The sequence below is a fragment of the Pantoea sp. FN0305 genome (assembly GCF_050113845.1).
In the GTDB taxonomy this organism is placed as follows: Bacteria; Pseudomonadota; Gammaproteobacteria; order Enterobacterales; family Enterobacteriaceae; genus Mixta; species Mixta alhagi.
The window spans coordinates 356,013-376,747 of record NZ_JBNJSN010000003.1; the positions used below are offsets into that span (position 1 = coordinate 356,013).

Annotated in this window: 18 protein-coding genes; 10 read left to right on the plus strand and 8 right to left on the minus strand. The window is 54.6% G+C overall.

Features of this window, described 5'->3' with window-relative positions:
* Nucleotides 1-3: 3 nt before the first annotated feature.
* The 7 genes from ACQE3Y_RS08660 (at nt 4) to ghrB (ending at nt 6,821) form a co-directional block, all read left to right on the plus strand.
* Nucleotides 4-570 (plus strand): DNA-3-methyladenine glycosylase I, encoded by a 567-nt coding sequence (locus tag ACQE3Y_RS08660; protein ID WP_426973806.1) that lies wholly within the window; start codon nt 4-6, stop codon nt 568-570.
* 106 nt (nt 571-676) lie between these two features.
* Nucleotides 677-1,339, plus strand: a complete 663-nt coding sequence (locus ACQE3Y_RS08665) for an OmpA family lipoprotein (protein WP_426973805.1) — start codon at nt 677-679, stop codon at nt 1,337-1,339.
* A gap of 138 nt (nt 1,340-1,477) precedes the next feature.
* On the plus strand, nt 1,478-2,503 hold the full coding sequence (locus tag ACQE3Y_RS08670; protein ID WP_426981444.1) for a LacI family DNA-binding transcriptional regulator: 1,026 nt from the start codon (nt 1,478-1,480) through the stop codon (nt 2,501-2,503).
* A gap of 194 nt (nt 2,504-2,697) precedes the next feature.
* Nucleotides 2,698-3,423 (plus strand): sugar phosphate isomerase/epimerase family protein, encoded by a 726-nt coding sequence (locus tag ACQE3Y_RS08675; RefSeq protein WP_426973803.1) that lies wholly within the window; start codon nt 2,698-2,700, stop codon nt 3,421-3,423.
* 3 nt (nt 3,424-3,426) lie between these two features.
* A complete protein-coding gene (locus ACQE3Y_RS08680; RefSeq protein ID WP_426981445.1) occupies nt 3,427-4,386 on the plus strand; it encodes a sugar kinase in 960 nt (319 codons plus the stop codon).
* Between the two features lie 82 nt (nt 4,387-4,468).
* Nucleotides 4,469-5,755: an MFS transporter gene (locus tag ACQE3Y_RS08685; RefSeq protein WP_426973801.1), complete on the plus strand. Its 1,287-nt coding sequence runs from the start codon at nt 4,469-4,471 to the stop codon at nt 5,753-5,755.
* Between the two features lie 91 nt (nt 5,756-5,846).
* A complete protein-coding gene (gene ghrB / locus ACQE3Y_RS08690; RefSeq protein ID WP_426981446.1) occupies nt 5,847-6,821 on the plus strand; it encodes a glyoxylate/hydroxypyruvate reductase GhrB in 975 nt (324 codons plus the stop codon).
* Nucleotides 6,822-6,872: 51 nt separating this feature from the next.
* Here ghrB and ACQE3Y_RS08695 read toward each other — a convergent pair whose 3' ends face one another.
* Entirely contained in the window at nt 6,873-8,081 is a 1,209-nt protein-coding gene (locus tag ACQE3Y_RS08695; RefSeq protein ID WP_426981447.1) for an aldose 1-epimerase family protein, read from the minus strand.
* Between the two features lie 314 nt (nt 8,082-8,395).
* On the opposite strand from ACQE3Y_RS08695, the gene ACQE3Y_RS08700 reads away from it, so the two are divergent.
* Together ACQE3Y_RS08700 and ACQE3Y_RS08705 are read left to right on the plus strand one after the other, a co-directional pair.
* A complete protein-coding gene (locus ACQE3Y_RS08700) occupies nt 8,396-9,652 on the plus strand; it encodes a valine--pyruvate transaminase (RefSeq protein ID WP_426973798.1) in 1,257 nt (418 codons plus the stop codon).
* 128 nt (nt 9,653-9,780) lie between these two features.
* Nucleotides 9,781-10,695 carry an EamA family transporter gene (locus ACQE3Y_RS08705; RefSeq protein ID WP_426973797.1) on the plus strand — a complete coding sequence of 305 codons (915 nt, stop codon included), beginning with the start codon at nt 9,781-9,783 and terminating at the stop codon, nt 10,693-10,695.
* A 57-nt stretch (nt 10,696-10,752) separates the two neighbouring features.
* Here ACQE3Y_RS08705 and ibpA read toward each other — a convergent pair whose 3' ends face one another.
* On the minus strand, nt 10,753-11,169 hold the full coding sequence (ibpA, locus tag ACQE3Y_RS08710; protein WP_085069121.1) for a small heat shock chaperone IbpA: 417 nt from the start codon (nt 11,167-11,169) through the stop codon (nt 10,753-10,755).
* A gap of 308 nt (nt 11,170-11,477) precedes the next feature.
* Between ibpA and ACQE3Y_RS08715 the strand changes: the two genes are divergently transcribed.
* Entirely contained in the window at nt 11,478-11,846 is a 369-nt protein-coding gene (locus ACQE3Y_RS08715) for a YceK/YidQ family lipoprotein (protein WP_426973796.1), read from the plus strand.
* Here ACQE3Y_RS08715 and ACQE3Y_RS08720 read toward each other — a convergent pair.
* The 6 genes from ACQE3Y_RS08720 to dnaA form a co-directional block, all read right to left on the minus strand.
* Nucleotides 11,827-13,092: a DUF3748 domain-containing protein gene (locus tag ACQE3Y_RS08720; protein WP_426981448.1), complete on the minus strand. Its 1,266-nt coding sequence runs from the start codon at nt 13,090-13,092 to the stop codon at nt 11,827-11,829. The two genes, ACQE3Y_RS08715 and ACQE3Y_RS08720, sit on opposite strands and share 20 nt — an antisense overlap.
* Before the next feature lie 3 nt (nt 13,093-13,095).
* Nucleotides 13,096-13,905 carry a sugar-phosphatase gene (yidA, locus tag ACQE3Y_RS08725; RefSeq protein WP_426973794.1) on the minus strand — a complete coding sequence of 270 codons (810 nt, stop codon included), beginning with the start codon at nt 13,903-13,905 and terminating at the stop codon, nt 13,096-13,098.
* A gap of 145 nt (nt 13,906-14,050) precedes the next feature.
* Nucleotides 14,051-16,459, minus strand: coding sequence for a DNA topoisomerase (ATP-hydrolyzing) subunit B (gyrB, locus tag ACQE3Y_RS08730; protein ID WP_426973793.1), 2,409 nt, complete (start codon nt 16,457-16,459; stop codon nt 14,051-14,053).
* Nucleotides 16,460-16,476: 17 nt separating this feature from the next.
* On the minus strand, nt 16,477-17,562 hold the full coding sequence (gene recF, locus ACQE3Y_RS08735) for a DNA replication/repair protein RecF (protein WP_085069131.1): 1,086 nt from the start codon (nt 17,560-17,562) through the stop codon (nt 16,477-16,479).
* A gap of 248 nt (nt 17,563-17,810) precedes the next feature.
* Nucleotides 17,811-18,911, minus strand: a complete 1,101-nt coding sequence (dnaN, locus tag ACQE3Y_RS08740) for a DNA polymerase III subunit beta (RefSeq protein ID WP_085069133.1) — start codon at nt 18,909-18,911, stop codon at nt 17,811-17,813.
* Between the two features lie 4 nt (nt 18,912-18,915).
* A complete protein-coding gene (gene dnaA / locus ACQE3Y_RS08745) occupies nt 18,916-20,316 on the minus strand; it encodes a chromosomal replication initiator protein DnaA (protein ID WP_249892761.1) in 1,401 nt (466 codons plus the stop codon).
* Nucleotides 20,317-20,735: the final 419 nt, after the last annotated feature.

The following is a 20,735-nucleotide window of genomic DNA, read 5'->3' on the forward strand; positions in this document are numbered from 1 at the left end:
CAGATGCAACGATGTGGCTGGGTTTCAACCGATCCGCTTTATCAAACCTATCACGACCGCGAATGGGGCATTGCGCAAACCCAAAGCAGAATACTGTTTGAAATGCTCTGTCTGGAGGGTCAGCAGGCGGGGCTGTCATGGATTACGGTGCTGAAAAAACGAGAAAACTACCGCGCCGCCTTTTATCAGTTCGATCCGCATGCCGTGGCGTTAATGAACGAAAGCGATATCGATCGCCTGATGCAAAACAGCGGGCTGATTCGCCATCGCGCCAAGCTCAATGCCATCGTCACCAACGCGCGCGCTTATCTGGCAATGCAGGAAAACGGCGATGATTTCTCGCGTTTTATCTGGTCGTTTGTTGATGGGCAACCGCAAATCAACCATTTTGCCGATGGCGCCGCCGTTCCCGCCCAGACGCCGGTTTCGCTCGCCCTGTCGAAAGCGCTGAAAAAGCGCGGCTTTAAATTTGTCGGCTCCACCATCTGTTACGCCTTTATGCAGGCCTGCGGACTGGTTAATGACCATATAACGACCTGTTTCCGCCATCCTGATAACCAGCCGCGCTGAATCTTTACAAATCTGAGGAAATTCCTGGATATTTCCTGAAGCACTACGCGGCATAATGACCGCTTTAAGCGGGTGCGCTTGTTAGTTGGTTTTTACAGGATAGAAGATGAAAAAAAATATTATTGCCTTGTCACTGTTATTGAGCGGGGCCGTTGCCCTTTCCGGCTGTACCACTAACCCATACACCGGGGAGTCGCAGGCAGGGAAATCGGGTATCGGCGCAAGTATGGGGGCGCTGGTTGGCGCAGGCGTTGGCGTGCTCTCTTCGTCGAAAAAAGATCGCGGCAAAGGCGCGCTGATTGGCGCAGCTTCCGGCGCAGCGCTGGGTGGCGGCCTGGGTTACTATATGGATGTGCAGGAAGCCAAGCTGCGTGACAAAATGCGCGGCACCGGCGTTAGCGTAACGCGCAGCGGAGATACCATTATTCTGAATATGCCGAATAATGTCACCTTCGACAGCAGCAGCAGCACGCTGAAACCTGCGGGCGCGGAGACGCTGACCGGTGTTGCGATGGTACTGAAAGAGTATCCGAAAACCGCCGTTAACGTGGTTGGCTATACCGATAGCACCGGTACGCGCGCGCTGAATATGCGTCTGTCGCAGCAGCGTGCCGATAGCGTTGCCAGCGCGCTGATCCTGCAGGGCGTTGCCAGCAATCGTCTACGCACCGGCGGCATGGGCCCGGATAACCCAATCGCGTCCAACAGCACGGAAGAAGGCAAAGCGCAAAACCGTCGCGTTGAAATTACGCTTAGCCCGCTGTCATAACACAACTTCAGGGGGCAGGCAGGCCGCAGCCCCCTTTTATCCGTACGCTTTTTCCCTTTTTACCGTTCCTGTCCTGATGCTAACTCCCAACAGTAAGCTGTGTTAGTCTCTCATCGAATTCGCGGAGTGAAGAAAGAGATGAAGCAAAAGGCTATACGCGCCACCATTAGTGATGTTGCCCGGGTGGCAAAAACCGGCAAAACCAGCGTTTCCCGTTACCTCAACGGCGAGCAGCATGCGCTTTCGCCAGATCTGAAACAACGGATTGAGCAGGCGATCGCCGCGCTTAATTATCGCCCTAATCAAATGGCGCGCGGCCTGAAACGAGGGCGCACCCGTCTTATCGGGCTGATTATCGCCGATATTACCAATCCCTATTCAGTGGATGTGCTGTGCGGTATTGAGGCGGCCTGCCGCGCTCATGGCTTTACGCTGCTGGTTTGTAATACCAATAACGAAATCGATCAGGAACAACACTATTTGCAGCTGCTCAGCAGCTATCAGGTGGAAGGTATTGTGGTGAACGCCGTCGGGATGCGCGAAGATGCGCTGAATCGCCTACAGCAGTCGCTGCTGCCGATGGTGCTGATCGATCGCAAAATCCCTGATTTTTCCTGTGACGTGGTCGGGCTGGATAATGCCCAGGCGGCGACCGTTGCAACCGAGCATTTAGTGAAGAACGGCTACCGGGCGTTGCTGTTTCTCAGTGAGCCGCTTGGTCTGGTGAATACCCGTCTGGAGCGCCTGCAGGCGTTCCGCCAGGTTTGTGCGCGCCATACAACCATCATTAGTGAAAATGCAGAGGCAGCGCTCAGCGACGCCAGCGCCATGGATCGTATTATCAATGACTTTTACCAGCGCCATGCTCAACAGCCTGCGGCATTGCTGGTGGCTAACGGCGCGTTGACGCTGCAGGTAGCGCGCTCATTGCGACGGCTGGGCCTGAACTGGGGCCAGCAAATCGGCTTGCTGGGCTTTGACGAACTGGAGTGGGCTGAGCTGGCAGGCGACGGCATCACCACATTGAAACAGCCAACCTGGCAGATCGGCTATGCGGCGCTGGAGCGGGTGATCCAGCGTATTGAAGGCGAAGCCACAACTATTGAAGAGAAGACATTCAGCGGCGAGTTAGTGATTCGCGGCTCCAGCCGTGCTTTAGGTTAATTCATTTTTTACCCCGGCCAGCACAGCTTGTTGCGTCGGGAGCCCCCTTCTGTGACGAATCAGATGATTCGTGGAACAAAATAGCTTACATCGTGAGCGCGATCATAATTCCATACTTTCCAACTTTGCTTTGGAACCGGTTCCAATTAGCTTTTCTTTAGGCGGGTTCACATGCTGTAGCCCCGGAGGAAAAGATGAAACCAGAAATTATTGTCGTGACCGCTGCGTACGGTCATCAAAAAGTTACCGCGCTGGGTGGACAACTGGCGTTATTATCCATCATCGCTGAAGCGGGTGCTGACGGCGTAGAGATCCGGCGTGAACTTTTGGCGGAATCTGAGCTGCAAAGCCTGCCACAGCTGGCTGAAGCCGTTGCTGAACATCGGCTGAAAGCCTCTTATTCTGTTCCCGATGCGCTATTTGTCGAAGGTGGCAAGGTGAATCCACTGCTGGAACGCTATCTGCATGAGGCAGAGCAACTGCGCGCGCAGCGGCTGAAAGTGTCGCTGGGCCCTTATCAGCCGGGCACAGAGATTACGTTGCCTGTCAGCAATGTCAGCCTGGTGGTGGAAAACGATCAGACTGAATACGGTACGCTTGCGGCCATCGCGCCTTTCTTTGAGCAGCCGCATACCCATTTTGAGATGACTTTTGATATGGCCAACTGGCAGTGGACCGGTGATGATGCCATGGCCGCAGCGCGTCGGCTGGCACATTACGTCAGCTATATTCATGTGAAAGCGGCTGTACCTCATAACTGCAGCTGGCGTGCTATTGCACTCGACGATGCCGATAACAGCTGGCGAGAGTTGTTAAACCTGCTGCCCGGTAACGTACCGCGCGGTATTGAGTTTCCGCTCCAGGGTGACGATCTGGTGGCCGTGACGCGCCATTATGTTGACCTGCTGCGTGGGGAGTAAATCATGATTAACCAAAACCAACCGCAGGGCGCGCTGGATGTGGTGACCATCGGTGAAGCGATGGCGATGTTCGTGGCCAGAGAGGCAGGCGATCTGGCTGCAGCAGAAACCTTTACCAAACGCATTGCCGGCGCGGAGCTTAACGTCGCTATCGGCCTGGCGCGTCTCGGTCTGAAAGTGGGCTGGGTAAGCCGGGTTGGCGATGATGCCTTTGGCCGCTTTGTTCATCAGCAGCTGGAAAAAGAGGGCATTGACCATCAGCGCGTTACCACGGATAAGCGCTATCCCACCGGCTTTCAACTGAAATCGAAAGTTGAGGATGGCTCCGACCCAATGGTGGAATATTTCCGTAAAGGCTCCGCCGCCAGCCATCTCTCTGTAGACGATTTCGACCGCGACTATTTTGGCGCAGCTCGTCATCTGCATTTAAGCGGCGTGGCGGCAGCCCTTTCCGCCAGCTCGCTGGCGCTGTTAAACCATACGGCGCAGGAGATGCGCGCCATGGGTAAAACCCTTTCTTTCGATCCTAACCTGCGTCCAGTGCTGTGGCCGAGCGAACAGGAGATGGTGAAACAGCTTAATCAGCTGGCCAGCTATGCCGACTGGGTATTGCCGGGCGAAAAAGAGGGCCTGATCCTCACTGGTTACCGCCAGCCAGAGGCGATCGCTGACTTTTATCTCGATAAAGGCGTCAAAGCGGTGATTATTAAAACCGGCGGCGACGGCGCCTGGTATAAAACCGCCTCGGGTGATAAAGCACAGGTTGCAGCCATTCGCGTCGAGAAAGTAGTGGATACGGTGGGCGCAGGCGACGGGTTTGCCGTTGGCGTGATCAGCGCGCTGCTGGAAGGCAAGCCGCTGCCGCAGGCTATCCGTCGCGGCAACAAGATTGGCTCGCTGGCTATCCAGGCGATCGGCGATAGCGAAGGTTTACCGACGCGTGCCGAGCTGGGCGACTACTGAGCGACAAACCCTACGACTCGTTATAACGATGCATGTCGATGACGCCGTCATCAGAATATGCGCCTCAACAGAGGATAAGCTCATGACCAAGCATACAATCGCGCCGAAACGCTGGTGGTATATCATCCCCATCATTTTTATCACCTACAGCCTGGCGTACCTCGATCGTGCAAACTTTAGCTTCGCCTCGGCAGCCGGTATTAATGAAGATTTAGGCATTACCAAGGGGATGTCCTCCCTGTTGGGCGCGCTGTTCTTCCTGGGCTACTTTTTCTTCCAGATCCCCGGCGCCGTGTACGCTGAACGTCGCAGCGTGAAAAAGCTGGTGTTCTGGTGCCTGATTCTGTGGGGGCTTTGTGCCTCGCTGACCGGTGTGGTGAGCAATATCCCGATGCTGGCGGCAATCCGCTTTACGCTGGGCGTGGTGGAAGCAGCAGTAATGCCAGCAATGCTGATTTATATCAGCAACTGGTTTACCAAGTCGGAGCGCTCGCGTGCTAACACCTTTTTGATCCTGGGTAATCCGGTGACCGTGCTGTGGATGTCGGTGGTCTCTGGCTATCTGATCAACGCCTTCGGCTGGCGCGAGATGTTTATTATTGAAGGGCTGCCGGCGGTGCTGTGGGCGGTGTGCTGGTGGTTTTTGGTGCAGGATAAACCCTCTCAGGCAAGCTGGCTGAGCGAAGAGGAAAAAGCTGCGCTACAGGAGCAACTGCGTAAAGAGCAGGAAGGGATCAAAGCGGTACGCAACTATCGTGAAGCGTTTAAATCGCGCAATGTGATTATCCTTTGTATGCAATATTTCGCCTGGAGCATCGGCGTGTATGGCTTTGTGCTGTGGCTGCCGTCAATTTTACGCAACGGTACCGAAATGGGCATGGTTGAAGCGGGCTGGCTCTCTGCCGTGCCATACCTGGCGGCGACGATTGCGATGATTGTGGTGTCGTGGGCTTCTGACCGGATGCAAAACCGTAAACTGTTCGTTTGGCCTTTGCTGCTGATCGGCGCGCTGGCATTCCTTGGCTCATGGCTGGTCGGCTCCAGTAACTTCTGGCTCTCTTACAGCCTGCTGGTGATTGCCGGTGCGGCAATGTATGCGCCTTACGGCCCCTTCTTCGCCATTATTCCTGAAATGCTGCCGCGTAACGTGGCGGGCGGCGCGATGGCGCTAATCAACAGCATGGGCGCGCTCGGTTCGTTTTTGGGTTCATGGATCGTCGGCTACCTTAACGGTGCAACCGGTAGCCCGGCGGCATCCTATATCTTCATGGGCGTGGCGCTGCTGGTGGCGGTATTCCTGACGTTGATCGTTAAACCGGCGGAGAACAAACGCTCCCCCTCGCCCGGGCGCACGGCCAGGCACGCCTGATTAGCCCGTGCGTAAAGGCCGGGCTCGCCCGGCCTCAAACCACCAATCAATCCTTTTCGTTTTACCGCCTGACCGGCGGATGGAGTCTGATATGAAGCCTGAAGTGGTGTTGTACAAAACGTTGCCTGATGATTTACGTGCCCGTCTTGATGCGCACTTTACCGTAACCACCATTAAAGGCCTGACGCCGGAAATCGTAGATGAACATGCGGATCTGTTTGCCCGTGCGGAGGGCATTATCGGTTCCAGTTGTAAAGTGGATGACGCGCTGCTGCAGAAAATGCCGAAGCTGCGCGCCGCCTCGACGATTTCCGTAGGCTATGACAATTTCGACGTTGATGCGTTGAACCAGCGCGGCATTGTGCTGATGCATACGCCAACCGTGCTGACGGAGACCGTCGCCGACACCATAATGGCATTAGTGTTAAGCAGCGCCCGTCGTGTGGTGGAAGTCGCCGGGCGGGTTAAGGCCGGTGAGTGGCAACGCAGCATCGGGCCGGACTGGTTTGGCATCGATGTGCACCACAAAAAGATGGGTATTCTGGGCATGGGCCGCATTGGCCTGGCGCTGGCGCAGCGCGCGCATCATGGCTTCGGCATGCCGATTCTGTATAACGCCCGCAGACATCATGAAGACGCTGAAACGCGCTTTAACGCGCAATATTGCGATCTTGATACACTGCTGCAGGAGTGCGATTTTCTGTGTATTAGCCTGCCGTTGACCGAACAAACGCACCATATGATTGGCCGGGAACAGTTGGCAAAAATGAAGCCGAGCGCCATTTTAATTAATGCGGGCCGTGGACCGGTAGTGGATGAGCAGGCGTTGATTGCGGCCCTGAAAGATAAAACCATTCATGCTGCCGGACTGGATGTGTTTGAACAGGAACCGCTGCCAGCCGATTCAGAACTGCTGAAACTGCCCAACGTCGTGGCGCTACCACATATTGGCTCTGCAACGCATGAAACCCGCTACGGCATGGCACGTGATGCGGTAGAAAACCTGATCGCCGCGCTGGCGGGCAAGGTGGAAAAGAACTGCGTTAATCCGCAGGTGCTGCGCTAAGCGAGCCGCTCCAGTAAAAGCGATCGCCCCATGCGATCGCTTGCAACATATTTATTCCACTGCCAGCGGTTTCTCTTCCAGCTGCGGTGCGTTATCGCCCTGTAACGTTTTAACCCGCTGCTCTACTTTTTGCACCGCCTGCGCATCTTTCAGCAGCGTATAGGTCAGGGTGAAGGCCTGAGTTTGCCCCGGCTGAAGCTGTTTTACCCGTCCCTGCTCTTTCTCAATGGTGACCGGATAGGCATAGTTGGTGCCGGGTTCAATACCGGTAACGTAACCCTGTTTCAGGGTATCGGTGTTTTTCCACAACGTCAGCAACGGCAGTTGATGGGTATCAAACTCAATGGCCGCGCCCTTATCGCCTTTACTGTTGATAACCGCCGCCACCGTTTTGCCTTGCGCATCTGCCAGCGGCATCAGGTTGAATACCATCTCATCAAATCCCCTGGTCGGCGCGTCGTAGGTGTTCCAGTTTTTCAGCCCCTGCTTCGCATAATCATTAAAGGGAGAGACACTTTTCACTGGCGCAATAAAGCGGGCATCTTTTTCCAGAATTGGCGTGCCGAAGTTGCTGTGATAGATGATTTGGTAATCCTGCGGATAGTCGCTTTGATTGGTCAACTCATCATGAATGGTAAAGCTGTCGCTGCCAGGGATATAGCGCAGCTCTGTCCAGGTGCTGAAGTTCGCTTTTTTAAAGGTGTGCTCTTTTAGCAGGCCGCGAATACGGATTTCATGTGGCGCATGATCATCAACAACGATCTCAACTCGTGATGCAGGCGTATTTCCCGCTTTGCCGTGCAGCGTATAGAGCATGCCGTCCTTGCTTACCGGATGACCGGTCCATTCAAAGCCGCAGCGCACCATCATTTCGTTAAAGCCATCAAGCCAGCCCAGGCCATTGCGGCTTTCCAGGTTAATATAAGCGGGATTGACCACCTCATCTACCGGCGAATCCCAGCCCATACGCACGCCGTGTCCGTTAACATGTAGCAGATCCATCCCGCGGCTGGGGCTAAGGGCGATAGTCAGCCCATTATCGCTGCGCAGGGTAATCACTTTTGTACCCTCCTGCTTGCCGCCATGCAGAACTTTTTGCTCAATGCTGAAGGGTTGCCCTTCCAGCTTCAGCTGTTGACTGCTGATAGACCAGTTGCCTTTATCCATGCCGCTTTCAGCATCCGTCAGCAACCATGACTGGGCCAGAACAGGTGTGGAAAACAGCATTGATACCGTCATTGCCGCCAGAGTTTTTTTCATTTCTTCATCCTTTAGCTGAATTGATTTAGCCAAACAGCCAGCAGGTTACAAACGGAAGATATGAAAAACAGTGATGACAGTCACCGACAGCGTTTTATCCGCTGTATCAGTCAAAAAATGAGATTGTTAACGCATGTTTAGTGATTTTGTTGCAGTTAAGAGAATAAAAAATGTGATCTGTGCATGAAGCAACCTGATACGTTTCAGCTAACACCATCGGCTTCGTTGCTGTATCGGTCAGGTAAGCCGTTTGCATCGGCATTCACCTGACGGTAAGGTAGACCCACACTGCCTATCACAATTGATTTACAGCTATGAGCTTCTCTCTCTTCGGTGACAAATTTACCCGCCATACCGGCATTGCACGTTTAATGGAAGACATGGATGAAGGGTTGCGCACGCCTGGCGCGGTAATGCTTGGCGGCGGTAATCCGGCGCAGATCCCGGCAATGGATGATTATTTTCATCAGCTGCTGCTGCAGATGCACCAGGAGGGAAAACTCACCGAGGCGCTATGCAATTATGATGGCCCGCGCGGCAAAACGCTGCTGCTGGAGGCGCTGGCAGCGTTGCTGCGCGAAGAGCTGGGCTGGCAAATTTCACCCAAAAATATCGCCCTGACTAACGGCAGCCAGAGCGCCTTCTTCTATCTGTTTAATCTGTACGCCGGACGCCGTGCTGACGGCATCAAAAAGCGCGTTCTGTTTCCGCTGACGCCAGAATACCTGGGTTATGCCGACGCGGGACTGGATGAAGATCTGTTTATGGCCGCCCGGCCTAATATTGAACTGCTTCCGGAAGGCCAGTTTAAATATCACGTCGATTTCGACCATTTGTCAATTACCGATGAAGTGGGTCTGATTTGCGTTTCGCGCCCTACCAACCCTACCGGCAATGTCATTACCGATGAGGAGTTGCTGCATCTGGATATGCTGGCGCAGCAGCATGATATTCCCCTGTTGATTGATAACGCCTACGGTCTGCCTTTTCCCGGCATTATTTTCAGCGAGGCGCGTCCGCTGTGGAACCCCAATATTATTCTCTGCATGAGCCTGTCGAAACTGGGCCTGCCGGGCGCACGCTGCGGGATTATCGTGGCGGATGAAAAGGTAATTGACGCCATCAGTAATATGAACGGCATTATCAGCCTGGCACCGGGCAGCGTTGGCCCCGCCATCGCCACAGAAATGATCCAGCGCGGCGATCTGCTGCGGCTGTCGGAAACGGTTATCAAACCCTTCTACCAGCAACGGGTGCGGGAAACCATCAGCATCATTCGTCGCTATCTGCCGGAAGATCGCTGCCTGATCCATAAGCCGGAAGGCGCTATCTTCCTCTGGCTGTGGTTTAAGGACCTGCCCATCACCACCGAGCTGCTCTATCAGCGCCTGAAACAGCGGGGCGTGCTAATGGTGCCCGGCCACTTCTTTTTCCCTGGCCTGGCGCATGACTGGCCGCATATGCACCAGTGTATGCGCATGAACTATGTTCCGGATGGTGAGAAAATTGAGCGGGCCGTAAAAATTCTTGCTGAAGAGATGGATCGCGCCTGGAGTGAGCGGGCGCTGTAATAGCGGCCACCGCGCTCTACCTTATCAGCCATACCTCTCCCTTATGGCTACAAACTCTGTATAGCAAACAGTCAGCTATACGAGTAAGTTAATTAACAATTTATTAACTATGGATAGTGGGAGAGGCAATGTCCGTAAAAGATCTGTTGCTGGCACTTTGTGTTGTTGTCGCCTGGGGCGTTAACTTTGTAGTCATCAAAGTCGGGCTGCATGATATGCCGCCGTTTCTGCTGGCAGCCCTGCGCTTCGCGCTGGTCGCGCTGCCCGCTATCTTTTTTGTGCGTCCCCCTAAAGTTCCGCTGCGCTGGCTGGCACTCTACGGAATTACCATCAGCTTCGGACAGTTCGCCTTTCTGTTTTTAGCTATCAAGCTTGGCATGCCTGCCGGACTGGCTTCACTGGTGCTTCAGGCTCAGGCCTTTTTCACTCTACTGCTTGGCGCGCTGCTGCTGGCGGATAAACTGCGCTGGCATCATATTGCCGGCATGGTTATCGCTTCAGGCGGCATATTTTTGTTAGCCACGACCGCGCATGGCGTTCAGGCCGCCACCGGCGTGACGGTAACCACGATGTTACTGACGCTGGCCGCCGCGCTCTGTTGGGGCATGGGCAATATCACCAATAAGGTCATTATGCGTAACGGTAACGTACCCATTATGTCACTGGTGGTCTGGAGCGCCCTGATCCCCGTGGGGCCTTTTCTGCTTTGCTCATGGCTGTTCGAAGGTCAGGCTGCGATTATGCACAGCCTGGTGCATATCCAGCTACAAACGGTGCTGGCGTTGGTTTATCTGGCATTTATCGCCACTATTATAGGCTACGGCATTTGGGGCACGCTGCTGAGCCGTTATGAAACCTGGCGCGTAGCGCCGCTCTCGCTACTGGTGCCGGTGGTAGGCATTCTTAGCGCGGCGCTGCTGCTGGGAGAGACGCTCTCTATGCGTCAGATTGCTGGAGCCATGATCATTGTGGTCGGTCTGGTGGTTAATATTTTCGGCGGGCGCTTAACGCCGCTGCGTACGGTGCATGCGCAGCGTGATTAATGTTTTGCAGTGTGCAAATACAACAACGCCGCGTTTCCGCGGCGTCAGGTTTGCTTATTAGCTCAGGATTTCGATACGGCGTGGTTTCATCTCTTCCGGCACGATGCGTTCCAGATCGATGTACAACAAGCCGTTTTCCAGGCGGGCGTCGCGTACCACAATGTGATCAGCCAGCTGGAATTTACGTTCGAAATTACGTTCAGCAATCCCCTGATAGAGATATTTACGCTCGTTTTGATCTTCAGGATGTGCGCCACGCACAATCAACATATTGTCATGTGCGGTAATATCCAGTTCGTTCTGTGCGAAACCCGCTACGGCAATCGTGATGCGGTAATGGTTTTCCGCCACCAGCTCTACGTTGTACGGAGGGTAACCGCCGTTGCTTTGGTTCTGGTTAGACTCCAGCAGATTGAACAGGCGATCAAAACCAATAGATGAACGATAGAGCGGAGAAAGGTCAAAGTTACGCATAATACAAAGCTCCTGATTTTCAGCGAGTAGGTTAAACGTAGCCTTCCACGATGGACAGGCTATCTGGTCACGCTGGCAAACCCATTCGGCGAATGCCGCGCTGACCGTAATAAAAAAATGGGGATAGCTAACTATCTTTCAAGGGGGGTTTTGCGATTTTTTTAAGCAAACACCAGAGAATGTCATACACTCAGGGGAAAATGTCGTCATACATCCAGACGAGAGTCACCACAGAGTGACCGGGATTTTCCTCGTCGCAGATAATGAAACTCAGTCAGGCAATCTGCTATGGCTGAAGGGATAAAAAGATGAAAGCGATAATGAAATACCGTTTAGCAGGGCTTCTGGCCTGTAGCCTATTGGTCGGCACCTCCGGCTGCTCCAGCATGATGTCACACACCGGCGCCAGTCAGGGCTATTATCCCGGCACCCGCGCCAGCGCGGAAATGTTGACCGACGATCAAAGCAGCTGGGCGCTGAAGCCGCTGGCACTGGTGGATCTCCCTTTCTCAGCCGTGCTGGATACCCTCCTGCTGCCCTGGGACTATATGCACGCTGACGATAGTCCATCCATCGATTCACCGCGCGCGCGCGTTATAGAAGCAGAGAAGCTGGCGCATACCCAGGAACATCTGGCAGCAGCCGCGCCGTTGGCAATTAACTCAACGCAACCGTAAAAATTTGCCGGTAGCCGTCCAGGTCACGCATAAAGGCGACCTGGCGGCCATCGGGCGAAAACACCACCGCATCGCCTGAAGGCGGCGTTTCACTTCGTGGCGTCAGACGCCGCATCTTTCCGCTGTTGCGCTCGCACACCATTACGCTGTTATCGCAGATAAAAGCCAGCCGATCGCCATCGGGATGCCAGCTAAACGCTGACTGAATATCATGCTCACCGTGCGTGATCTGGCGCGGTTCGCCGTGGCTGGTCGGGATGCCCCATAGCTGTACCACGCCCTGGTCATCACGCATTAAACAGGCAATTTCACTGCCATCCGGCGCGCTACGTAGCCAGTGACGCGGGGTTATCGCCAGCCCAGGGAAACGGCGCTGATGCGTAAAGGTTAAGCGGCGTTGAACGACACCGCGTGGCGGCGCGGGCAAGCTGGTTTCGGTGCCTTCCAGCGGTGCATCGCCCGGCTGAGCGTAATCATTCAGCTTCTCCGGCAGATCGACAATAAATACTTCCGGCACCGTGCTGCCATCGATGGCCCGCGTATCGCCAATAAAAGCAAGCGCCCAGCGCTGACGACAGCCATCCGCCCGCAGATAGCCCTGCTGGCCGATCCAGCCTTCTTCATAAGCGCGATTGATCTCATCGCTGCCGGGCTTTGGCGTGGAGGTGGTTTTGCTGACCAGCACGCAAAAGTGGCTGCCATCATACTCACGCGGATGCTGTTTCACAGGACAAACCGCATGCAGCGGTACGGCAATCCCGACGTTACGCAAATCCTCTTTGCTGTCCCATTCGTGCATCACATGATCGTTATAGGTAAAGCTGATCCGGCTGCCGTCCGGGCTAAAAACGTGAACATGCGAGCCGCCGCGCAGCGCGCCGGGCGTGAAGGGCGGCGTAATATCACAGGCGTCCAGATTTTCCGCCTTGCCGTTTTGAATAATCACGCCACGGCGGTGATGAAAATCATAGCGCCAGCCTGCGTCCGGATGCTCCGGCCCATGAATGCAGGCATAGCGCGGCGGCATATCGGGGCTAACGGTAACCACGCCAACGTGAGCGCCGTCCCGAGCCTGATAGAGGATTTCCGTCGCCCCGCTGACTACATTCACGCGCTCAATGGTTAAGCCGGTAAAAGAGGCACCGGAAGGGCGCACATCATAGGCCAGCCATTGACTGTCGGCGGTCCAGACGTTGGTATTGGTCAACTGATGATTACGTGCCGCATGAGTTATCTGTTTTTCCATGGCTTACAGCACAAATTTTTCGATAGCGTGCGCCACGCCATCTTCCGCATTGGTTTTAGTGACAAACTGGCTAATAGCAATCACCGAGTCGATCGCATTGCCCATCGCCACGCCGGTACCTGCATATTCAATCATTGCCAGGTCGTTTTCCTGATCGCCAATAGCCATTACTTCATGCTGCGCCAGATGTAGCTGCTGCGCCAGCGCATGAACGCCGGTGCCTTTATTGACCTTCGGATGGAGGATTTCAAGATAATAAGGCGCGCTTTTCATGATGGTGTAATTCTGCTGCGCTTCTTGCGGCAGGCGAGCAATCGCCGCATCCAACAGTTCGGGATGATCGATCATCATCAGTTTCGGGAAGGTAAGCGAACGCGCCATCTCCTCTACCGCGCGATAGCGCACCGGAATCCCGGTTAAATACGCTTCATGAATGGTGTATTCGCTGATGTCTTTGTTCGGGGTATACAGCGAGGATTTATCCAGCGCCTGAAAATGCACGCCCAGCTCACGCGCCAGCTGTTCAAACTTCAGATAATCGTCAAACGAGAGGGTGGTTTCTGCGACGCAATCGCCATTTACCGCCCGCTGGACCAGCGCGCCGTTATTGGTGATGCAATACTGGCCTTCCTGCTGCAAATCCAGCTCCATCAGGTAGCGTTCCACGCCGATATAAGGACGTCCGGTGGTCAGCACGATATGCACGCCTTTATCACGCGCCTGCCCGATAGCCTGCTTAACGCGCGGCGTAATCTGGTGTTGGGGATTAAGCAGCGTGCCGTCCATATCAATTGCAATCAGTTTTATCGCCATAACGTCCTCGTTCGTTTTTCGGTTTGGTTTAATGCTAGCGCGATCCAGTTCACAATGACCAGTATGACGCAAACTTAGGACGCGCCAGATAAAAAAAACGCCAGTCACAAGGACTGGCGTCAGGCTGCTGAAAACGCTGAACCGGTTAAATGTCGATATTGGCCGCTTTCAAGGCGTTTTCTTCAATAAAGGCGCGGCGCGGCTCAACCGCATCGCCCATCAGCGTGGTAAACAGCTGATCGGCGGCAATCGCGTCTTTAATGGTTACGCGCAGCATGCGACGGCTATCCGGATCCATAGTGGTTTCCCACAACTGCTCCGGGTTCATCTCGCCCAGACCTTTATAACGCTGTACTGACAGGCCGCGACGCGACTCTTTTACCAGCCACTCCAGCGCCTGTTCGAAGCTCTCTACCGGCTGACGACGTTCGCCGCGTTCGATATAGGCATCTTCTTCCAACAGACCGCGCAGTTTCATGCCCAGCGTACAGATTTTGCGATATTCCGGGCCCTGAATAAATTCGCTATCCAGCGGATAGTCAGTATCCACGCCATGCGTACGCACACGCAGTACCGGCTCAAAAATATTCAGTTCGCGGTTTTCGCGTACGCTGGCAACATAGGTGCTGCCGTGCGTCTCTGTTTCATTCAGCCGGGCAACCAGCGTATCGATCCACTCGGTGACCGTCTGTTGGTTATCCAGGCTTTCCAGCGTCGGATGGTAAACCAGCGATTTAAGCAGCGCCATCGGGAAACGACGCTCCATACGCTTGATCATGCGCTGCGTGCTGTTGTACTCGGAAACCAGACTTTCCAGCGGCTCGCCACCCAGCGCAGGGGCGCTGGCATTGGTATGAAGCGTTGCGCCATCCAGCGCAATGGCGATCTGATACTGATCCATCGCCTCATCATCTTTGATGTACTGCTCCTGCTTGCCTTTTTTCACCTTGTACAGCGGCGGCTGCGCAATATAAACGTGGCCGCGCTCAATGATTTCCGGCATCTGACGATAGAAGAAGGTCAACAGCAGCGTACGAATGTGCGAGCCGTCGACGTCCGCATCGGTCATGATAATGATGCTGTGATAACGCAGCTTGTCCGGGTTATATTCGTCACGGCCAATGCCGCAGCCCAGCGCAGTGATCAGCGTTGCCACTTCCTGCGAAGCGAGCATCTTATCGAAGCGCGCTTTCTCTACGTTCAGGATTTTACCCTTCAGCGGCAGAATCGCCTGGTTCTTACGGTTACGACCCTGCTTGGCTGAACCGCCTGCGGAGTCACCCTCTACCAGGTAAATTTCTGAGTGCGCCGGATCGCGCTCCTGACAGTCGGCCAGTTTGCCCGGCAGACCGGCCAGATCCAGCGCGCCTTTACGACGGGTCATTTCACGTGCACGACGTGCCGCTTCGCGCGCGCGCGCCGCATCGATAATTTTGCCAACGACGATTTTCGCATCGGAGGGGTTTTCCAGCAGGTATTCCGCCAGCAGCTCGTTCATCTGCGATTCAACTGCCGATTTCACCTCGGAAGAGACCAGTTTATCTTTGGTCTGAGAGGAGAATTTCGGATCCGGCACCTTCACGGAGACTACCGCAATCAGGCCTTCACGTGCATCGTCGCCGGTGGCGCTGACTTTCGCTTTCTTGCTGTAGCCTTCTTTATCCATATAGGCATTCAGCGTACGCGTCATCGCCGCACGGAAGCCCGCCAGGTGCGTACCGCCGTCGCGCTGCGGAATGTTGTTGGTGAAGCAGTAGATGTTTTCCTGGAAACCGTCGTTCCACTGCAGCGCCACTTCCACGCCGATGCCATCCTTCTCGGTAGAGAAGTAGAACACGTTGGGATGGATAGGCGTTTTGTTTTTGTTCAGGTATTCAACAAAGGCCTTGATACCGCCTTCGTAATGATAGTGATCGCTTTTATCCGTGCGTTTGTCTTCCAGACGGATAGACACGCCGGAGTTCAGGAACGACAGCTCGCGCAGACGCTTGGCCAGGATTTCATATTCGAATTCCACAACGTTGGTAAAGGTCTGATGGCTTGGCCAGAAACGCACGCGCGTACCGGTCAAATCGGTTTCGCCTGTGACCGCCAGCGGTGCCTGCGGCACGCCGTGCACATAGGTCTGCTGATGCACTTTACCTTCGCGACGAATGGTCAGTTCCAGCTTTTCAGAAAGCGCGTTAACTACCGAAACGCCCACGCCATGCAGGCCGCCGGAGACTTTGTAGGAGTTGTCATCAAACTTACCGCCCGCGTGCAGGACGGTCATGATCACTTCCGCTGCCGAAACGCCTTCCTCCGGGTGGATCCCGGTAGGAATGCCACGGCCATCATCCTGCACCGATACGGAATTATCAGCATGGATAGTAACGGTGATCTCTTTACAGTGGCCTGCGAGCGCTTCGTCGATGGCGTTATCCACGACCTCGAATACCATGTGATGCAGACCGGTGCCGTCATCCGTATCGCCGATATACATTCCCGGGCGTTTGCGTACCGCATCAAGTCCTTTCAGGACTTTGATACTTGAGGAGTCATAAGAATTCGACATCAACGTTTCTCGCTCATTTAATCTTCAGGTTGAACCGCTATTTTACCCTGTTCTACGCGGAACATCTTGCCCTTTTCGTCAGTCATATCGATGACATGATCGGCACCAATAGCACTAACAAAAACCTGGGCATGCGTGGCTTTAAGCCGGTCCGCCAGCAGGCGGCGACGGCTCTCATCCAGCTCGGAGGCAAAATCATCGATCAGGTAGAGGCAGCGGCGTCCGTTTTGCCGGGTAAGAAACTCACCCTGGGCCAAACGCAGCGCGCACATCAGTAATTTCAGCTGTCCGCGAGACAGTAAATCTTCAACCGGCGTCCCCTCGGCGCGAATACGAAAATCGGCCTTATGGGGACCGCTGGCGGTATAGGTCAGCGCCCGGTCGCGCTCAAACTGCCGCTCCAGCAGTTCGGCGTAGTCGCTCTCTTTGTCCCAGCCGCGCTGAAAAGAGAAATCCAGCGCAAACTCCGGTAAAAACTGGCTGCAGGTGGCAGTAATATCCGCCGCTATCGCCGTGCTGTACTCCGCGCGCCAGCGGCTGATCTGTTCCGCCAGCGGCGCCAGTTCACGATCCCAGGGTTCAATTTGCTGGTAGCGCGACACCTGACGCAGCGCGGCATTACGCTGCTTGAGCAAGCGCTTCAGATTGCTCCACGCCAGAAAAAAGCCGGGCGTGTTGTGAAAACAGCCCCAGTCAACGTAGGCGCGACGGTATTTCGGCCCGCCGTTCAGCAGCGTAAAGCCCTCCGGCGTAATCAACTGCATCGGCAGCAGCTGCGCCAGCTCGGCAACTTTATGACCATCGCTGCCGTCAATACGCACCTTGCTGTCGCCGGCACGGTTTTTTGTCAGGCCCACCGCCGTTTCCCGCTCGGTGCCGTCAATCCGACCATGCAGAACAAACGCGTCCTGCTCATGGCGAATAATGCGGCCCGCCTGCAGACTGCGAAACGCGCGCCCGTGCCCCAGCGTGTAGATGGCCTCCAGCACGCTGGTTTTACCGCTGCCGTTTGCGCCAATCAAAAAATTGAAGCCCGGCGCCAGCGCCAGGTCGGCTTGCTCGATATTACGGAAGTCTTTAATCAGCAGGCGGGTTAAAGCCATGAAATAATCCAAAGAGATGGAGTGACAGCAGGCAGCCTTATCTCAAGGCTGACTTTGCTTAGCGCACAGGCAATAAGCAAAGGCTTACTTATCTACAGAATATGGGGATGATCCGGCATTTTACAAGGGCTGGAGCCGCTTTGGCAGCGGGAAAAACACGCTCTGAGCGAATTATTCCAGCCTCTGTTTCCTTGTGCCTGAACGGTTAATCTGGCCGCTGGATAACCTGCTCCAGCGCGCCGGGTTAACTAGAGACGCATCGGCATCACAACATACGCAGCGCTCTGGCTGGCCTCATCCTCAATCTGTACGCTGGAGACGGAGTCTGTCAGCAGCAGACGCACATTTTCGCATTTCAACGCGTTAAGCACGTCCAGCACATAGCTAACGTTAAAACCGATTTCCAGATCGCTGCCGCCGTAGGTAACGTCCAGAATCTCTTCCGCTTCTTCCTGCTCCGGATTGTTCGCCGTAATTTTCAGCTGGTTCTGGCTGATATAGAGTCGCACACCGCGGAATTTTTCATTGGATAAGATAGCGGCGCGCGCAAACGCCTGCTTCAGCAGATCGCAGCCCGCTTCCAGCGTTTTATCCGGGTTTTTCGGCAACACGCGACGATAGTCCGGGAAACGGCCATCAACCAGCTTGGAGGTAAAGATAAAATCGCCGACGTGCGCGCGAATATTGCTGCTGCCGATCTGGATTTGCAGCGGCGTATCGCCACCGTCCAGCAGGCGTACCAGCTCGGAAACCCCTTTACGCGGCACAATCACCGAATGATTCGGCAGCGACTGGCCGACCGGCATAGAGCAGACCGCCAGGCGATGGCCATCAGTCGCCACGGTGCGCAGCTCTTCCCCTTCGGTTTCAAACAGCATGCCGTTAAGGTAATAACGCACATCCTGATGCGCCATGGAGAACTGCGTCGCCTCAATCAGACGTTTCAGCGTCGCCTGCGGCAGGGTAAATTCAACATCGCTCTGCCAGTCATCAAGATTCGGGAAGTCGCTGGCAGGCAGCGTAGAGAGCGAAAAGCGGCTGCGCCCGGAGCGCACCAGCATTCTGTCGCCTTCCAGCACTACGCTGATCTCCGCGCCTTCCGGCAGGCCACGGCAAATATCTAAAAATTTACGCGCCGGTACGGTAGTAGCGCCCGGTTCGTGCGGCTGCGTTAATGCTACGCGCGCCACCATTTCCATTTCTAAATCAGTACCGGTCAGCAACAGACTGCCATCATTCACCTGCAGCAGCAGGTTGCCAAGGATGGGCAGCGTCGGACGGCCACCTAACGGACCGCTCACCTGCTGTAGCGGTTTAAGTAATTGCTCGCGTTCTACAATAAATTTCATAGCGTCAGGAAGATAATGTTCTGATTAAATTTGAAAAATCTTCTTTAATGTCGTGACTTTCTTCACGTAGCTGCTCGATTTTACGGCAGGCATGCAGCACGGTAGTATGGTCGCGACCCCCGAAAGCATCACCGATTTCCGGCAGGCTGTGGTTGGTAAGCTCTTTTGCCATCGCCATCGCCATCTGACGCGGACGCGCAACCGAGCGCGAACGACGTTTAGAGAGCAGATCGGCCACTTTGATTTTGTAATATTCCGCCACCGTTTTTTGGATATTGTCGATGGTGACCAGCTTTTCCTGCAGCGCCAGCAGATCGCGCAGCGCTTCGCGCACAAAATCAATGGTAATGGCGCGGCCGGTAAAGTTGGCGTTGGCAATCACACGGTTCAGCGCCCCTTCCAGCTCACGCACGTTAGAGCGCAGGCGCTTGGCAATAAAGAAGGCGACCTCGCCCGGCAGACGAATATCGTTTTCATCCGCCTTTTTCATCAGGATCGCGACGCGCGTTTCCAGTTCCGGCGGTTCGATGGCAACCGTCAGGCCCCAGCCAAAGCGTGATTTCAGGCGATCTTCCACACCATTGATCTCTTTGGGATAGCGGTCTGAGGTTAAAATAATTTGCTGATTGCCTTCCAGCAGCGCATTGAAGGTATGAAAAAACTCTTCCTGCGAACGCTCTTTATTGGCAAAGAACTGAATATCATCGATAAGCAGCGCATCCACCGAACGGTAATAGCGTTTGAACTCTTCGATCGCGTTATTCTGCAACGCTTTTACCATGTCCTGCACAAAACGCTCTGAATGCATGTAAACCACTTTTGCATTGGGTTTACGGGCAATGATGCCGTTGCCGACCGCATGTAACAGGTGGGTTTTACCAAGGCCGGTGCCGCCATACAGAAAGAGCGGGTTATAGGCGCCGCCGGGGTTATCGGCAACCTGACGCGCCGCCGCGCGCGCCAACTGGTTCGACTTACCTTCGACGAAGTTATCAAAGTTATGTTTGGCGTTAACGTTTGAGCGCCAGGAGCGCTCAGCGGGCGCAGGCACGCTGTCCCAACTGGGACGTGCCGCTGGCGCCGTTGGCGGTATGCTTGCCATCACTGGCGCCGCCACGCTGGCGCTGGTCATGCTCGCCTGCGGCATCGTCTGCACCACCGGCTTGCTGCCCACCTCAAAACGCAGCTGCGGCGCTTCGGTGCCGCAGAAGTCATTAAGCAGGGCATTGATATTATGGAGATATTTATCTCTTACCCAGTCGAGTACGAACCGATTCGGGGCATATAAGGCCAGCGTATTGTCGTTCAGTTCAGCCTGTAGCGGACGGATCCACATGCTGAATTCAGTGGCAGGTAGCTCATCCTGCAAACGGGCAAGACACTGTTGCCAAAGCGAAAGTGACACGGCGGACTCCACTCGAACAAAATCGATAAGAAAATAGGCGCTGAAACAGATCAATCATCATTGTTGACGTATGCCAGTGACAGACATACGAACCGCTGTCCGCGGTTGCTCCGATCCCGATCGCAGAGAGGATCGTTAGCGGAAGGGCGGATCATAGCGCAAAGCGAGACAGAGATCTTCACTTTCTACACAGTTTTGATCCATTTTATCCACAGGCATTAAACGAGGCTAAGTTTACTCCAGGCTGAGTGAAACACATGCCGGGATCGCGCTCCTTAATGCAAATTTCTGGCAACCGTCACGTTATTATCGCAACGTTACTGCAAACGATCGGCAGAAGATCCCGTGCGATCCTTGCGCTTTATTATGGACTCCGTATAATTCTCGTCCCGGCGTGATGCGCCTTGTCGATTTCGACA

What these genes read in the sequence shown, in the direction of transcription:
- ACQE3Y_RS08660 (WP_426973806.1), top strand. Translation starts at nt 4, where the DNA reads ATGCAACGATGTGGCTGGGTTTCAACCGATCCGCTTTATCAAACCTAT.
- ACQE3Y_RS08665 (WP_426973805.1), top strand. Translation starts at nt 677, where the DNA reads ATGAAAAAAAATATTATTGCCTTGTCACTGTTATTGAGCGGGGCCGTT.
- ACQE3Y_RS08670 (WP_426981444.1), top strand. Translation starts at nt 1,478, where the DNA reads ATGAAGCAAAAGGCTATACGCGCCACCATTAGTGATGTTGCCCGGGTG.
- ACQE3Y_RS08675 (WP_426973803.1), top strand. Translation starts at nt 2,698, where the DNA reads ATGAAACCAGAAATTATTGTCGTGACCGCTGCGTACGGTCATCAAAAA.
- ACQE3Y_RS08680 (WP_426981445.1), top strand. Translation starts at nt 3,427, where the DNA reads ATGATTAACCAAAACCAACCGCAGGGCGCGCTGGATGTGGTGACCATC.
- ACQE3Y_RS08685 (WP_426973801.1), top strand. Translation starts at nt 4,469, where the DNA reads ATGACCAAGCATACAATCGCGCCGAAACGCTGGTGGTATATCATCCCC.
- ghrB (WP_426981446.1), top strand. Translation starts at nt 5,847, where the DNA reads ATGAAGCCTGAAGTGGTGTTGTACAAAACGTTGCCTGATGATTTACGT.
- ACQE3Y_RS08695 (WP_426981447.1), bottom strand. Translation starts at nt 8,081, where the DNA reads ATGAAAAAAACTCTGGCGGCAATGACGGTATCAATGCTGTTTTCCACA.
- ACQE3Y_RS08700 (WP_426973798.1), top strand. Translation starts at nt 8,396, where the DNA reads ATGAGCTTCTCTCTCTTCGGTGACAAATTTACCCGCCATACCGGCATT.
- ACQE3Y_RS08705 (WP_426973797.1), top strand. Translation starts at nt 9,781, where the DNA reads ATGTCCGTAAAAGATCTGTTGCTGGCACTTTGTGTTGTTGTCGCCTGG.
- ibpA (WP_085069121.1), bottom strand. Translation starts at nt 11,169, where the DNA reads ATGCGTAACTTTGACCTTTCTCCGCTCTATCGTTCATCTATTGGTTTT.
- ACQE3Y_RS08715 (WP_426973796.1), top strand. Translation starts at nt 11,478, where the DNA reads ATGAAAGCGATAATGAAATACCGTTTAGCAGGGCTTCTGGCCTGTAGC.
- ACQE3Y_RS08720 (WP_426981448.1), bottom strand. Translation starts at nt 13,092, where the DNA reads ATGGAAAAACAGATAACTCATGCGGCACGTAATCATCAGTTGACCAAT.
- yidA (WP_426973794.1), bottom strand. Translation starts at nt 13,905, where the DNA reads ATGGCGATAAAACTGATTGCAATTGATATGGACGGCACGCTGCTTAAT.
- gyrB (WP_426973793.1), bottom strand. Translation starts at nt 16,459, where the DNA reads ATGTCGAATTCTTATGACTCCTCAAGTATCAAAGTCCTGAAAGGACTT.
- recF (WP_085069131.1), bottom strand. Translation starts at nt 17,562, where the DNA reads ATGGCTTTAACCCGCCTGCTGATTAAAGACTTCCGTAATATCGAGCAA.
- dnaN (WP_085069133.1), bottom strand. Translation starts at nt 18,911, where the DNA reads ATGAAATTTATTGTAGAACGCGAGCAATTACTTAAACCGCTACAGCAG.